The sequence below is a fragment of the Marinobacterium sp. xm-g-48 genome, from assembly GCF_013282925.1.
Classification (GTDB): Bacteria; Pseudomonadota; Gammaproteobacteria; order Pseudomonadales; family Balneatricaceae; genus Marinobacterium_E.
Genome location: NZ_WBYQ01000008.1, coordinates 1 through 14,936 on the forward strand (window position 1 = coordinate 1; position 14,936 = coordinate 14,936).

At 47.0% G+C, this 14,936-nt stretch carries 16 protein-coding genes and 2 tRNA genes; 3 read left to right on the plus strand and 15 right to left on the minus strand.

The features are described 5' to 3' along the window. Positions 1-235: 235 nt before the first annotated feature. From XMG48_RS10575 to XMG48_RS10590, 4 genes are read right to left on the minus strand one after another with little or no spacing between them, the layout of a single operon-like run. Positions 236-1,144, minus strand: a complete 909-nt coding sequence (locus XMG48_RS10575; protein ID WP_173482045.1) for a hypothetical protein — start codon at positions 1,142-1,144, stop codon at positions 236-238. Between the two features lie 34 nt (positions 1,145-1,178). Next, positions 1,179-1,439: a hypothetical protein gene (locus tag XMG48_RS10580; RefSeq protein ID WP_173482046.1), complete on the minus strand. Its 261-nt coding sequence runs from the start codon at positions 1,437-1,439 to the stop codon at positions 1,179-1,181. Further along, positions 1,432-2,223: a ParA family protein gene (locus tag XMG48_RS10585; protein WP_173482047.1), complete on the minus strand. Its 792-nt coding sequence runs from the start codon at positions 2,221-2,223 to the stop codon at positions 1,432-1,434. The genes XMG48_RS10580 and XMG48_RS10585 overlap by 8 nt, the downstream gene beginning before the upstream one ends. Before the next feature lie 25 nt (positions 2,224-2,248). Beyond that, positions 2,249-2,518, minus strand: coding sequence for a hypothetical protein (locus tag XMG48_RS10590; protein WP_173482048.1), 270 nt, complete (start codon positions 2,516-2,518; stop codon positions 2,249-2,251). Between the two features lie 236 nt (positions 2,519-2,754). Between XMG48_RS10590 and XMG48_RS10595 the strand changes: the two genes are divergently transcribed. Continuing rightward, positions 2,755-3,045: a hypothetical protein gene (locus tag XMG48_RS10595; protein WP_173482049.1), complete on the plus strand. Its 291-nt coding sequence runs from the start codon at positions 2,755-2,757 to the stop codon at positions 3,043-3,045. Between the two features lie 254 nt (positions 3,046-3,299). Here XMG48_RS10595 and XMG48_RS10600 read toward each other — a convergent pair. The 10 genes from XMG48_RS10600 to thrS form a co-directional block, all read right to left on the minus strand. Next, positions 3,300-3,376 (minus strand) — tRNA-Pro (locus XMG48_RS10600). A gap of 65 nt (positions 3,377-3,441) precedes the next feature. Continuing rightward, positions 3,442-3,501, minus strand: a tRNA-Pro gene (locus tag XMG48_RS10605). Positions 3,502-3,553: 52 nt separating this feature from the next. Further along, positions 3,554-3,901 (minus strand): MerR family transcriptional regulator, encoded by a 348-nt coding sequence (locus XMG48_RS10610; RefSeq protein WP_173482050.1) that lies wholly within the window; start codon positions 3,899-3,901, stop codon positions 3,554-3,556. After that, positions 3,901-4,203, minus strand: coding sequence for an integration host factor subunit alpha (gene ihfA / locus XMG48_RS10615; protein WP_173482051.1), 303 nt, complete (start codon positions 4,201-4,203; stop codon positions 3,901-3,903). Before ihfA ends, XMG48_RS10610 begins: the two co-directional genes overlap by 1 nt. Before the next feature lie 20 nt (positions 4,204-4,223). Then, entirely contained in the window at positions 4,224-6,602 is a 2,379-nt protein-coding gene (gene pheT / locus XMG48_RS10620; RefSeq protein WP_173482052.1) for a phenylalanine--tRNA ligase subunit beta, read from the minus strand. Positions 6,603-6,633: 31 nt separating this feature from the next. Continuing rightward, the gene (gene pheS, locus XMG48_RS10625; protein ID WP_173482053.1) at positions 6,634-7,617 is read right to left on the minus strand and encodes a phenylalanine--tRNA ligase subunit alpha; all 984 of its coding nucleotides are present in this window, start codon (positions 7,615-7,617) and stop codon (positions 6,634-6,636) included. Positions 7,618-7,719: 102 nt separating this feature from the next. Next, a complete protein-coding gene (rplT, locus tag XMG48_RS10630) occupies positions 7,720-8,076 on the minus strand; it encodes a 50S ribosomal protein L20 (protein ID WP_173482054.1) in 357 nt (118 codons plus the stop codon). Between the two features lie 32 nt (positions 8,077-8,108). Next, positions 8,109-8,303: a 50S ribosomal protein L35 gene (gene rpmI / locus XMG48_RS10635; RefSeq protein ID WP_173482055.1), complete on the minus strand. Its 195-nt coding sequence runs from the start codon at positions 8,301-8,303 to the stop codon at positions 8,109-8,111. A 94-nt stretch (positions 8,304-8,397) separates the two neighbouring features. Continuing rightward, positions 8,398-8,898 (minus strand): translation initiation factor IF-3, encoded by a 501-nt coding sequence (gene infC / locus XMG48_RS10640; RefSeq protein ID WP_173482056.1) that lies wholly within the window; start codon positions 8,896-8,898, stop codon positions 8,398-8,400. 56 nt (positions 8,899-8,954) lie between these two features. Beyond that, entirely contained in the window at positions 8,955-10,871 is a 1,917-nt protein-coding gene (thrS, locus tag XMG48_RS10645) for a threonine--tRNA ligase (protein ID WP_173482057.1), read from the minus strand. A 224-nt stretch (positions 10,872-11,095) separates the two neighbouring features. On the opposite strand from thrS, the gene XMG48_RS10650 reads away from it, so the two are divergent. Next, entirely contained in the window at positions 11,096-12,685 is a 1,590-nt protein-coding gene (locus XMG48_RS10650) for a sensor histidine kinase (protein ID WP_173482058.1), read from the plus strand. Beyond that, a complete protein-coding gene (locus tag XMG48_RS10655) occupies positions 12,678-13,373 on the plus strand; it encodes a response regulator (RefSeq protein ID WP_173482059.1) in 696 nt (231 codons plus the stop codon). The genes XMG48_RS10650 and XMG48_RS10655 overlap by 8 nt, the downstream gene beginning before the upstream one ends. A 60-nt stretch (positions 13,374-13,433) precedes the next feature. On the opposite strand, the gene XMG48_RS10660 is transcribed toward XMG48_RS10655, so the two are convergent. After that, on the minus strand, positions 13,434-14,936 hold the full coding sequence (locus XMG48_RS10660; protein WP_173482060.1) for a tripartite tricarboxylate transporter permease: 1,503 nt from the start codon (positions 14,934-14,936) through the stop codon (positions 13,434-13,436).

Consider the following 14,936-nt stretch of genomic DNA (forward strand, 5'->3'; position numbering starts at 1 on the left):
TGAAAACGAATCATATAAGGTGTTACTTGATCAACTTTCAAGCATCTAAGGCGATTCGGGGCTTGCCAATGTTTTAATTGGCTAGATTCTGATTTAATTCGCAGCTGTAAACGACTGCTATGTGCCGACAGCAGCCCCTGAGGGTACGTAATCCCCCCCTATCATCGTTCAAATGTGCACATATCGAACAACAATCCAAAAGAGCTTAGCACTCCAATGCTAAGCTCATTCTTCTTCAAAGACTCAACTCAACCTCACTCTCTCTTTCAGAGTCCGAGCTTGATTCCTTGACGCGCTTTGCAGCACGCCAATTATTGAACTTCTCTTGATCACAAGAAAGCAATTCATCGACAGTCTTTTTGATATCAAGTGCTAGACCTGCATATGCGCTAAGTTCAACAAACCGCTTAAATCTCTCCCCCTCGTTACTGGGCAGTCTAAATCGTTCAGTATCTAAACATGGCACAGGCAACTTCATAGTCCTTGCCCACTTTAGAAAATTGAAATTAGTGTCTTGCGCTAGTGAATCATAGACAGATTGAGGTATAGCTTTGTGATCAATGACTTTGGAGTCAATTACGAACTGTTCTACAGCATCAGAAAATGCTGCGGACCCAAAACCTGACGAATGCACTTTAGGATCGTCCAGCAAATCATAAATTATCTGCCATACCCCTAAATTTTCATCCTGATATAGCTCAGTCGGGAAGGACTTATACCCCTCTGAAGAATAGTTTCTTGATATGAACTCAAAAGAGTCCATAAAGGACTCTTCGAATTCAACATAAGAGTCTAGATCCACATCAGGAATTGACGATGCCAACCTGCAAGATTGCAACATCAGAATTCTAAGAAACCCATCTTGTACGGTGCTGTATTGCTCGTATTGAGATTTAACAGCAAGCTCTGCTGGCAAACTGTCTTTGATTGAATCCAAATATGACTGCTCAAACAAAGAGTTCATAGAGGAGTTCTGAATTACATTTTTTCCAAGTGCCACCCTTGCGAAATAAGCCAATTTGCAGGCAATGATCACTTCACCGTCTGTAAATAGATTCTTGATTGAGCCATCAAATGGCTCTGGCGTAACGCCAGAAACATTCAATAGACGCACTTGATTTGTAGTTGATGTGTTTTTATTCATAAGTGTACCTTTTTATTATTGTTATCTACACGTTTCAGAAGATCATCTCCTGGAGTTGCTCATTGGTGAGTCGAGTCGAAATTGCCAGCAAAGCTCTCATAGCTCGGGAATCAGGACAACTTGGAGAGCCATCAATCTCACAAATTCGTTTTTTAAAATCTTCCAGTCGATTGATATCAATTTTTGTAAATCGAATCGCCTTCGGATTGATAGCTGACCGCAAAGTTCCAGAAGCAATCTTTGGCTTTTCCGTCTTTGGTTCCTGATCATTTATTTTATTTGCTAACTTAGACATGATTACTACCCTCTACCAACGCATAGGTGATTACCTGGTAATCTTCAGCGCTATCTGATTTAGGACTGTAGAGCGCGACAGGCATTTTGGCATCAATAGCCTTTCTGATATCAGACCTAGATTTGCACGTACGCTTGATAAAATACGGTTTGATAACCTGAAGCTCCTCCCCTATTTTTTCATTGAGGACAGTGGAACGAGCGTCATATTTGTTAACAAAAAAACTCACCACACCACTTTCCAACATCTCGGCTACATCATCAAAATCTTTGGTCTCTGTGATTAAATCGAACATATTGCTGATGGAGTTAACCGCAAAACCATCCAGTTCTACTGGAACTATCACTTTGTCTGATGTGTATACTGCGTTCAAAACGCCCTCCCCGATCGATGGTGGGCAATCTATAAGAACATAGTCATAACCCAGTCTTTCTAAAGATTTCGCCAGGATCGTCTCTCTGCGCGTCCTCTGAGGTATGTTTATTAATGCTTGCTCAAGCAGACTGTTGGAATGAACTATAAATAGATTATCAACTTCAGTACCGTTGATTCTCGCTTGTGAGATAGCTTTGTTGATATCAAAGGATTTGTTGGCAAAGAGATCTGAGAGCGACGGTGAAGCGCTCTCGTAATCTTCTTTAAAAATTGAAGATGTGTTCGCCTGAGGATCCATGTCGATAACCAATACTCTTTTGCCAAGGTTGGCTAAGGTATATGAGATATTGATAGTTGCAGTTGTCTTTCCAACTCCCCCTTTGTGATTTAGTAATGACCAGATTTTCATATTGTTACCTTTCTTCTTATTCTTATTAGTCTGAGTATTTGATGTTGTATTTGGCAGCAACAGCTAAAACCGTATCTTCAAACTCATCCAATACGTTGAAAGTCGTCCCAGTCCTTTGAGCCTTGATCTTCCAATCTTTGTTGCCAAACCAGATTTCCAAAAGGTAATTACCCTTCCCCCTTAAAGAGCAAAACTTCTTTGGATGCCAAAACTTGAATTCACTGCCTGGCAGTTTAATTAAAAAGGCATTTACCGTTTCAGCACTGATTGAATTCGATTGCATGTGTAGTTTCATTTCCATACCTCCATGTATGTCTTAATTATTATTTGTATTATTATATTAATACTTATAATAATTTAAGTCAATGAAAGGCTGTATAAAAAAACAGTATTTGTTTAATGAGGTATGGAGGCTAGTTGGAATTGTGAACAAGGCACTATCACTGAAGAATAAAGAAGCAACTAAATCTTCAATGTTCAAATAACTTCATAAAAGTTAGTATTCAAGTTCATTATTTGGGAGCTATGTGTATGAAAACTTTTGGATTTGGAGAAAATCTAGTAAACCTAAAGAACATCAATGTGAATGATGACAAAAACATCATGGCATTCGAATTAATTCTTGATGGGGAAAATCTCGGGTTATTCTGCTCTTTCTTTGATGAGATTGATGTGGGTAAGATCCAATCTGCAGCTGATGGTTCAGATATTTCGGATTACCCAGAAAGCGAGAAAATATCGGATTACTGTAAAGCAAACGGAATTGATCTAAGTAACCTCTGCGAAAGAGTTTCAGAAGAACTTTGTGCTGTAATCAGATAAAAAATTGATACTTCAATATAGCCTCGCTGATGCGGGGCTTTTTTGTATTCAATTATGGAAAGGATTTCGGGGTGTTAAACTGCAATCTGACCCTTGACCACTATGCATGGGGTGCCCATGGGTGTCAGTAGGATTTTTACACACTAATTATCAATATTTTTTAGAACATTGTGTTATATACTGACTATTTAAAAGATACATTGAGCTCACAGCAATATATAGAAATCATATGTTAGTGAATACTATCACTAAAGTGGTCGGGATGACTGGATTCGAACCAGCGACCTATCGCCCCCCAGGCGAACGCGCTACCAGGCTGCGCTACATCCCGTTTGTATTAAATCGTATAAAAAACAAACTCCTTTATATAATATTTAGAAATTAAAACGTAGTCAACAAGGGATTCGAACCTCCGACCCCCTGCACCCCATGCAGGTGCGCTACCAGGCTGCGCTACATTCCGGAAACTTGGCGCGCATGTTACAGGATGCGCTTTCGGGTTTAAAGCCTAGTTGGCGTTAATTCTCATCGATTTAAGAATATCTTCCAGCTCGGTAATCGATTGGCGAATCAACTGCTTATACCGCCCTTGATCATCGTGTGTATTACCTGCTGTCAGATACTGTTTTGCTCCAGCAATAGTAAGGCCTTGTTCGTAGAGAAGGCCCTTGATTTCACGAATCAGAAGAATGTCTTGGTGCTGATAGTAGCGGCGATTACTGCGTTTAACCGGCTCAATTTGTTCGAACTCTTGCTCCCAGTAGCGAAGCACATGAGGCTTTAGATCACACAACTTGCTGACTTCACCAATCGTAAAGTAACGCTTGGTTGGGATGGTAGGAAGATCGCTCGACATTATTGTTGCTTAGCTGAATGCAGCTCTACTCGCTCTTTAAGCTTTTGCCCCGGACGGAAGGTTACCACTCGACGGGCAGAGATAGGCACCTCTTCACCCGTCTTAGGGTTACGTCCAGGACGCTGTCGCTTATCGCGTAGATCAAAATTACCAAAACCCGAGAGTTTGACATGCTCGTTATGCGAAAGACTCTCTTTGATCTCATCGAACATCGATTCAACCATCTCTTTCGCTTCGCGTTTGTTTAGACCGAGTTCTTCAAAAAGACGCTCTGCCATATCCGCTTTTGTTAACGCACTCATACCAAACCCCTTTATTAGGTTTAATCTCGCAATACTGCACCTAGATCAGAGGTCAGTTTTTCAACGACCGCTTGCACTGATGCATTGATCTCTTCTTCGTTAAGAGTGCGCGATGGGTGCTGCCAGGTCAAGCCAAGAGCAAGACTTTTTTGTCCATCATCAATACCTTGGCCGGTATATACGTCAAATAGGATGACCTCTTTTAGGAACTCACCGCCCTCTGACTGCGCAATAGAACGAACAGAGTCAAAGCTCACTTCTGCACCGATCACCATTGCTAAATCACGACGTGACTCTGGGAATTTAGAGAGGGATGCAAAGCGAGGTAGACGCCCTTCCAATAGAGATGATAGCTTCATCTCGAATAGATAGACTGGACCAGCTAGATCTAAACTCTTTTGTAGACTTGGGTGCATTGCACCAACCCAACCCACTGTCACGCCCGCTTTCTCAATGCGAGCTGACTGACCTGGGTGAAGGGCATGGTGAGTATCGGCAACCAACTTAAACTGGCTCGCATCGCCACCCAAAGAGAACAAGGACTCCAGATCACCTTTAATATCAAAGAAATCGACCTTGTCGCTCTTACCCATCCACGATTCTGGTGAACGGTTACCCGAAATAATCCCCGCTAGGCTGTTCTCTTGTTCAAGCTCATCGCCATTGGCAATGAAGCACTGACCAATCTCAAACAGACGCACTCGACTCTGTTGACGCGCTTGGTTGTAAGCAACGGCTTTAGAGAGACCTGGCCAGATAGTGGTACGCATCACCGCCATCTCTGCAGAGATAGGGTTAGCAAGCGCTACCGCTTCATTCTGATCGTCAAATTGTTTTGCAAGCCCCGCTTCGATGAAGCTGTAGGTAATCGCCTCTTGGTAACCACGAGATACCAAGTGACGGCGCAGGGTGCTTGCCGTTAGTTTCGACTCTTTGATAGAGGGCAGAGGAAGCTCTGCACGGGGTGTATTAGACGGCAGATTGTTGTAGCCGTAAACGCGTGCAATCTCTTCAATCAGATCAACTTCGATGCTGATATCAAAACGGTAGCTAGGAACCGCAACCATCCATGAGCCATCGCCATTAGCACGCAACTGAAGACCTAGACGCGTTAGAATCTCTTCGATCTCGGCCGCTGGAATCTCAAGTGCCAACATATCAGTGACACGCTGGTGACGCAGCTCAAGAGCGACCGGCTTCGGCAAGTTCGCTTCAGATACAGCCTGGATAACCGGACCAACCTCACCACCAACAATGTCAATCAGCAAGGCTGTCGCACGCTCAATAGCACGCGCCTGTAGCTGCCAATCCACACCACGTTCGTAACGGTGGGATGCATCCGTATGCAGACCATAGTTTCGTGCGCGACCTGCAATCGCGATAGGGTCAAAGTAGGCACACTCAAGCAGAATATCTTTACTCTCTTCAGAGACTTCAGAGTTACCGCCCCCCATGATGCCCGCCATCGCAATTGCTTTATTGTGATCGGCAATCACTAGCGTATCAGCGTTCAGCTTAATCTCACTGCCATCAAGCAGTGTTAGCGCTTCGCCCTGCTCGGCCATGCGAACACGAATACCACCTTCAATCTTATTCAGATCAAAAGCGTGCATTGGCTGCCCTAACTCAAGCAACACATAGTTGGTAACATCGACAACAGGATCGATAGAGCGAACGCCAGAACGCTCTAAACGCTCAACCATCCAACGTGGCGTCTGTGCATTGATATCGATGCCACGAATGACACGACCCAAGTAGCGAGGGCAAGCTGAAGCGGCTTCTAACTCGATCGAAACGGTATCACCAATGGTTGCTGCAACAGCAGAGCAATCGATCTCAGCCACAGCGGCTTTATTCAATACACCCACTTCACGAGCCATACCGACCATACCTAGGCAGTCACCACGGTTAGGCGTCAAATCGACATCGATAATCATATCTTCAAGATTAAGGTAGTCACGGACACTCTGACCGACTGGAGCATCGGCTGGAAGCTCCATGATGCCGCCATGATCATCCGATAGGCCTAGCTCATCTTCAGCACAGAGCATACCCATGGATTCAACACCACGTAGCTTGGCTTTCTTAATCTTAAAGTTACCCGGTAGAACGGCACCGACCGTTGCAAAAGCGGTCTTGATTCCAGCACGGGCGTTGGGGGCACCACACACCACTTGGAAGGTCTCACTACCGTCGCTTACCTGACATACGCGCAGTTTATCGGCATCTGGGTGCTGCTCGGCACTCAGAACTTCACCCACAACCACACCGGAAAACTCTTTGGCAACCGACTCAATCTCATCAACTTCTAAACCTGCTAGGCTGAGTTGATCCGCTAAACCCTGCGTATCGATGGCAGGCTGAACCAGTTCACGTAACCACTGTTCACTGAATTTCATAGTTAAATACTCTCGTCTGCTATCGGCTGAATTAGTTGAACTGGCTTAGGAAGCGCAGATCGTTTTCAAAGAATAGTCGTAGATCGTCAACGCCATAACGCAGCATTGCGAAACGCTCTACCCCCATACCAAAGGCAAATCCGGTGTACTCTTCAGAGTCGATACCCGACATCTCAAGTACTTTTGGATGAACCATGCCACAGCCTAGTACTTCTAGCCATTTACCATCACCGCGATCGATATCGACTTCAATAGAAGGCTCAGTAAATGGGAAGTAGGAAGGACGGAAACGCACACGCACATCCTCTTCAAAGAATTCACGTAAGAACTGTTCAAGCGTACCTTTAAGATCTGCAAAGCTGATGTTCTTATCGATGATCAAACCTTCAACCTGATGGAACATTGGTGAGTGGGTCTGGTCATAGTCACAACGGTAGACACGACCTGGACAGATAATACGAATAGGCGGCTTCTGCGCCTCCATCGTACGAACCTGTACTGGAGAAGTGTGGGTTCTTAACAGACGGTGAGCGTCAAAATAGAAGGTATCGTGCATCGCACGCGCTGGGTGGTGCGATGGAATGTTGAGCGCTTCGAAGTTGTGGTAATCATCTTCGATCTCAGGCCCCTCTTCTACCGAGTAACCGATGCGACTGAAGAAAGCTTCAATACGATCCATCGTTTTTGTCACTGGGTGCAGGCCACCCAACTCTGGCTGACGACCAGGAAGCGTGACATCCACCTTCTCTGCAGCCAACTTCGCTTCAAGTGCAGCATTTTCGAGTAGGCTCTTACGCGCATTCAGCACATCGGACAGCGCCTCTTTGGCCACGTTGATGCGTGCACCTGCAGCAGGACGCTCTTCGTTAGATAGTTTACCAAGCCCTTTCAATAGCTGGGTAAGGTGCCCCTTCTTACCTAGGTACTGAACACGAACTTCGTCTAAAGTTTTTACATCGCTCGCTGTTTCAGCAGCGGCTTTTCCTTCCGCCAACAGGGCGTCAAGATTTTCCATTTACGGCTCCACTCTCTGGGTCCAAATACAAAAATAGGGGAAGAGCGAGCACCCTTCCCCTATCTGAGTCGATCAATTCATCACCCTAGGGTGACGATTGTCTTAGGCTAGTGCTGCTTTTGCTTTTTCAACAACAGCGGTAAACGCTGTTTGCTGATGCACTGCCAGATCAGCCAGTACCTTACGGTCGATCTCAACGTTAGCCTTTTTAAGGCCAGCGATCAGACGGCTGTACGACAAACCATTGATGCGAGCTGCTGCGTTAATACGAGCAATCCACAGAGCACGGAACTGACGTTTGCGCTGACGGCGGTCACGGTAAGCGTACTGACCCGCTTTGATGACAGCTTGTTTGGCTACGCGGAATACACGACTACGAGCGCCGTAGTAACCTTTAGCCTGTTTCAATACTTTTTTATGACGTGCACGAGCTTGTACACCACGTTTTACGCGAGGCATGGTAACTCCTTCTTAATCCTATTCGTAACCAATTAAATGTATGGAAGCATGCGCTTAACCAGAGCCTGGTCAGCTGCATGTACCTGAAGCATTGGGCGTAGCTGACGCTTACGCTTAGTAGTCTTCTTGGTCAGAATGTGACTTTTGAAGGCTTGCTTGTGCTTGAAGCCATTAGCAGTCTTCTTGAAACGCTTTGCCGCACCGCGGACAGATTTAATCTTTGGCATTTACTTTCTCCACGCATTCGTTAGTTATCTGTTGGAACGAACAAAACCTGCAACACCATACTGGATGGCACGGCAGGTCTTAGTTTGGAACCAACTACTTTTTCTTAGGAGCTATGACCATGACCATCTGACGACCTTCAAGTTTAGGACGAGCTTCAACAGTACCGTAGTCTGCCAAATCCGTTTCAACTCGATTAAGAAGCTCCATTCCGAGCTCCTGGTGCGCCATCTCACGACCGCGGAAGCGAATCGTAATCTTGGTCTTATCTCCACCTTCTAGGAAACGTATCAGGTTGCGTAGTTTTACCTGATAATCCCCCACATCAGTCCCTGGACGGAACTTAATCTCTTTAACCTGCATCTGAGTCTGTTTCTTCTTAGCCTCATTTGCACGTTTTTTCTGGTCGTAAAGGTGTTTACCGTAGTCCATCACCTTACAGACGATTGGGTCGGAATCGGAGATCTGTACTAGATCCAATCCTGCCTCTTCAGCCGCACGAAGCGCTTCATTAAGGCTTACAACACCAACCTGCTCTCCGTCAGCGCCGATTAAACGACACTCACGAGCTCGAATATTTTCATTAATTGGCGGCAAATTCTTTTGACCGCGCTTGTTATCACGCTTGATAGCTAGTTTCTCCTAAAGCGTTTTTATTCGCTGCGACCTTTGCGATTATTCTCTTGAATCAACAAGTTAGCAAAGTCTTCAACACTAAATACACCCATATCTTCACCTGTGCGTGTGCGTACAGCAACGCTGCCAGATTCAACTTCTTTATCGCCGATTACTAGAAGATAAGGGATTTTCTGTAGAGTGCGCTCGCGGATTTTAAAGCCGATCTTCTCATTTCTCAAGTCCGAAATTGCTCTAATACCGCTATTTTGCAGCTTAGATACCACTTCATTGACAAAATCTGACTGTTTATCCGTGATATTCATGACGGCAACCTGCACTGGAGACAACCAAGTCGGCAGCGCCCCCGCGTAGTGCTCAATCAAAATACCGATAAATCGCTCAAACGAACCTAGAATCGCACGGTGCAACATAACCGGTGTTTCACGATCGCCCTTCTCGTTAACAAACTGAGCATCGAGTCGACCCGGCATCGAGAAGTCGACCTGAATCGTTCCACACTGCCAAACACGACCCAGACAGTCACGTAGTGAGAATTCAATCTTAGGACCGTAGAAGGCACCTTCACCAGGCAGTTCTTCCCAATTCAGACCCGCTGCGTCCAAAGCATCAGCCAACGCCTTTTCAGCTTTATCCCAAACTTCATCAGAACCGACACGCTGCTCAGGACGAGTAGAGAGTTTGTAAATAATGTCGCTGAATCCGAAATCAGTGTAGACCTCATGAAGGAAGTCGATGAATTCAGCCACCTCAGATTGAATAGAGTCCTCAGCACAGAAAGTGTGACCATCATCTTGAACGAAGCCACGAACACGCATGATACCGTGCAGTGCACCAGATGGCTCATTGCGGTGACACGAGCCAAATTCAGCCATACGCAAAGGTAGGTCACGGTATGAACGCAATCCCTGGTTGAATACTTGAATGTGACATGGGCAGTTCATCGGCTTAACGGCAAAGTCACGGCTCTCAGAGTGGGTCGTGAACATCTGCTCTTGGAACTTATCCCAGTGACCTGATTTTTCCCACAGAGTACGTTCAACCACCTGCGGTGTCTTGATCTCTTGGTAGCCACGTTTGCGCTGCTGTTCACGCATGTACTGTTCCACTGCCTGCCAAAGAGTCCAGCCATTCGGATGCCAAAACACCATACCTGGTGCTTCTTCCTGAAGATGGAACAGATTCAACTGCTTACCGAGTTTACGGTGGTCACGCTTCTCTGCCTCTTCAAGGCGGTGCAAGTAGGCTTTAAGGTCTTTCTTGTCACCCCAAGCTGTGCCGTAGATACGAGTTAGCTGCTCGTTTTTAACGTCACCGCGCCAGTAAGCGCCAGCCACTTTCATCAGTTTGAAAACTTTTAGGTGGCCCGTATTAGGCACGTGAGGGCCACGACATAGATCGATGAAATCACCCTGCTTGTAGAACGAAAGATCCTCTTCACCAGGAATCGATTCAATGATCTCAACCTTGTACTTCTCGCCCATCGCTTCGAACATTTTCACTGCGTCTGAACGACTCATAACTGAGCGCTCAACAGGAAGGTTCGACTTAGCCAGTTCCGCCATGCGCTTCTCGATCTTCTCTAGATCTTCTGGCGTAAATGGACGCTCATAAGCAAAATCGTAGTAGAAACCGTCATCGATCGTTGGACCGATCGTCACTTGAGCACCAGGGAAAAGATCTTGAACAGCCATCGCCATCAAGTGCGCAGTTGAGTGACGAATGATATCGACACCCTCTTCATCGCGCGCCGTGATAAGAGAGACGTCTGCATCCGCCTCGATGACAAAAGAGGTATCAACCAATTCACCATTCACTCGACCGGCAAGGGTAGCTTTCGCTAGACCTGGGCCGATATCAGACGCCAGATCAAAAACAGACAGTGGCTGATCGAATTCACGTTTACTTGAATCAGGAAGAGTAATAACAGGCATTTATAGATCCTAGTGCTCAGTGGTGACCCATACGACAGGCCACGTAAGTTATGTGCGAACGACTCAGTCGAAGCGCGTTTCAATTGAAGGGCAGTATTATACAGATCTAACCAACCAGTCTCCACCCTGATCCGGCTTAAAACCCAATGGTTAGCCACGAAGTGACTGATTTTTATCAAGCATCGTGGCATCATTGCGACAACAAAAATGATAAGAGTACAGGGATGAAAGCACCTCGCCTTAAAATCAGCACCCGCTTAACACTACTGGTCAGTCTATTGATCCTGACGCAGGCGATTGTGTTGGGAATTTTCACCCTAAGATATCTAGCGGATTCACTCGAAGATCAGATCGGTCAACGCGCCCTGCAGCTCTCGTCAATGATCTCTCAAACCCCCTCTATTCGCGACGCTGTCAGTCGCAGTGATAGTGACGCTGTCCAAGCCATTGTAGCGGACCTCAGATTAGCAACCGACGCCAGTTTCATCTCTATTGGCGACATTGACGGCATACGTCTCGTTCACCCAAAACCAGAACGCATCGGCAAACCGATGGTGGGTGGTGATAACTATCGCGCACTGGAACTCGGTGAGAGCTACATCTCTAAAGCCGTTGGCAGCCTTGGGGAGTCAATCCGAGGCAAGACACCGGTGCTGGATGATCAGGGTAAGATCGTCGGCGTGGTTTCGGTCGGTTATTTAACCAAAACCATCGACCAGACCATCTTTAACTATCAAGGCACCGTCATCGTAGGCACCTTTGCCCTACTCTTGGTATCGATTATGTTGGCCATGTGGATTGCACGCCGTTTTAGGTCTGCCATTTTTGACCTTGAACCTCACGAGATCGCTGCCCTATTCCTAGAGCGAAACGCCACGCTAGAGTCGGTTCGAGAAGGGATCATCTCCATTAACTCAAAAGGTGAAATCACCACCTTTAACCGAGCAGCCTTGAGAACACTGGGGATTGATGATCAAGATGTTTCAGGACGCCCACTCAGTGAGGTGCTTCCCGATTCAAGAATGCCCATGCTGCTTGAGACCGGTGAAGCCGAGTACGACCGAGAGACTCTCGTCAACGGCCGACAGCTGATCATTAACCGATTACCCATCGTTAAAGAGGACCAGGTGGTGGGTGTGGTTGCCAGCTTCCGCCCGAAAGATGAGTTGACGGAGGTGAGCCGAAAGCTAACCCGCATTCGCCAGTATGCTGAAGCACTTCGTTCACAAGCACATGAATACGCCAATAAACTGCACACCATTGCAGGTCTTATCAGCTTAGATGCCAAGCAGGAAGCGCTCGATCTTATTGGGCAGGAGACTAAGGAGCACCAGGAGCTATTAACCTGGCTAAAAGAGTCGGTGGCAGATCCGGTCGTAGCAGGCTGTATACTCGGAAAATTCAATCGCGCGAATGAACTAGGGCTGACACTTGAGATTGATGAGGGTTCACAGCTTCACCAACTTCCGTCTCATATTGAATCACAGCAGATGGTGACGTTAATCGGCAACCTCATTGATAACGCTTTTGATGCCTCACTTTCGGCCCACTCCGAAGAGGTACGTCTATCAATGACCGATATGGGCTCGGATATCATTATTGAGGTCGAAGATGACGGTGAGGGTATTGATCCCAACAAGATCAACAACCTATTTACCTCAGGCGTCAGCAGCAAAGGCGAAGGTCGCGGCATAGGACTATTTTTAGTGCAAGAGACCTTAGAGGCCCTAGGTGGCCACATTACTGTTGAGGCCTCACACTCAGGCGGAAGCCGTTTTACCCTCTATCTACCAAGGAGTGGCAAGGATGTCTGATACATTGAAAATACTGATCGCTGAAGATGATCCACAGATTGCTGAAATTCAACGACGTTTTGTGGAGCGCATCGATGGCTTTGACGTCATAGGCATTAGCCACTCAACCCGAGACGCACAAGATATGCTCGACGTTTTCCAGCCGGATCTTGTGCTGTTAGACATCCACTTCCCTGACGGAAGCGGTTTAGATCTTCTTAAAACCCTGCGTTCAGGGGACTCACAAACCGACGTCATCATGATTACAGCCGCTAAAGAGGTCGATAGCCTATCCGAGGCTCTGCGCCTGGGTGTGTTTGACTATGTTCTGAAACCCTTAGTTTTTGATCGACTCTCTGGCGCCTTAAACCAGTACAGATCACATAAAACCACCCTTACCAATCAAGCTAACGAGCTGTCTCAGCAAGATGTTGATCAACTGCTCTCGCGTCACAGAGAGAGCAAAAACAGCAGCCTTAAACTTGAAGCTCTACCCAAGGGGATCGACCAGATTACACTGGATAAAATCGTTGCGGTGTTCAGGGAGAGTCATGACTCTTTAAGTGCAGAACAGGTAGGCGAGCGCATTGGCTCTAGCCGCACCACCGCGAGACGCTATTTGGAATATCTAGTGGGACAAGAGCGACTCAATGCCGATATTAACTATGGCACGGTCGGCCGACCTGAACGGCGCTACAAAGGGCTATAAACAAAAAAACGCTGAGTCTTATCAGCGTTTTTTATTAGAGCATCTACCAACCTGTCGTGGTTAGCTACTCTGCGTAGGTGGTTTCAATTTGCCACGGAAGATGAACGGCGCTAGGAAGCCAAGAACAGCAGCAATCCATAGACCGACTGAGATGTTACTGCTGAACAGATAGGTCCAGTCACCATCAGAAAGCACCATCGCACGGCGCAGGTTCACTTCCATGTGACCACCCAACAGGATACCCAGAATCACCGGTACTGAAGGAATGTCCATCTTGCGAAGCAGGTAACCCAGCACACCAAAGCCAATCATCAATAGTAGATCGAAGTAGCTACCGGTCAGTGAGTAGATACCGACAAAGGCAACCAGGGTCACACCTGGCAGCAGAATCGCAGGGGATACCTGTAGCACTCGGCTGAACATCTTCACCATTGGGACGTTAAGCACCAACAGTACAACGTTGGCAATCAGTAGTGAGGCGATCAAACCCCAAACCACCTCAGGTCGATCGTTAAACAACGTGGGACCTGGGGTGATATTCAACGTCATCAACAGTGCTAGCAGAACGGCTGTTGTACCTGAACCCGGAACACCTAGCGTCAACATAGGTACTAACGCACCCCCTGCCGCCGCATTGTTACCGGCCTCTGGTGCAGCGATACCACGTGGATCACCTTTACCGAACTGCGAGTTGTCACGTACCGATGACTTCTCTTGCATATACGCCAAGAAACTACCCAAGGAAGCACCTGCACCCGGCAATAGACCTGCAATAAAGCCGATCACTGTTGCCTTTAGCATGGTCCATTTAGTGCGAGCAATGTCAGCCCAAGGAATACGTACTTTCTCTAGTTTCACGCCTATGGCAGAGTCTTTACCGTGTGACTCAATAAACACCAGTACTTCAGAGACCGCAAAAAGACCAACGATGGCTACCAAGAAGTCGATACCATCAAACAGGTGCATGTTATCGCCGGTAAAGCGAGTCATACCCGTTGAAGCATCCACACCAATAGTCGCGATTCCCAGACCGATACAGACGGCTAATGCTGCCTTAGCCTGGTTGTTAGAACCGATACCACCTAAGGTGGCAAAGGCCAGCATGTAGAGCGCAAAGTACTCGGCCGGGCCGAACTGGTAAGCCACACGAGCCAACAACGGCGCAAGCAGCATTAAACCAATGGTCGCCAACAGTGCACCGACAAACGAAGCGACACCTGAGAGTACCAACGCATCTCCGGCGCGACCTGCTTTGGCCATTGGATACCCATCAAGACAGGTCATCATAGCCGGCTCATCACCCGGGATATTCAGAAGAATCGAAGAGATACGACCGCCGTACATGGCGCCGTAGTAAACACTCGTCATTAACACCAGTGCCTGAGTTGCATCTAGACCAAATGAGAATGTTAGAGGAATTAGTATCGCAACACCGTTCGATGGACCTAGACCCGGCAGAGAGCCGATCATCGTTCCAAGGATACAGCCTGCTATAGCAAGGGCCAGGGTAAATGGCGAGAGCGCCACATCAAAACCAATGGCCAAATTTGCAAAGATATCCAT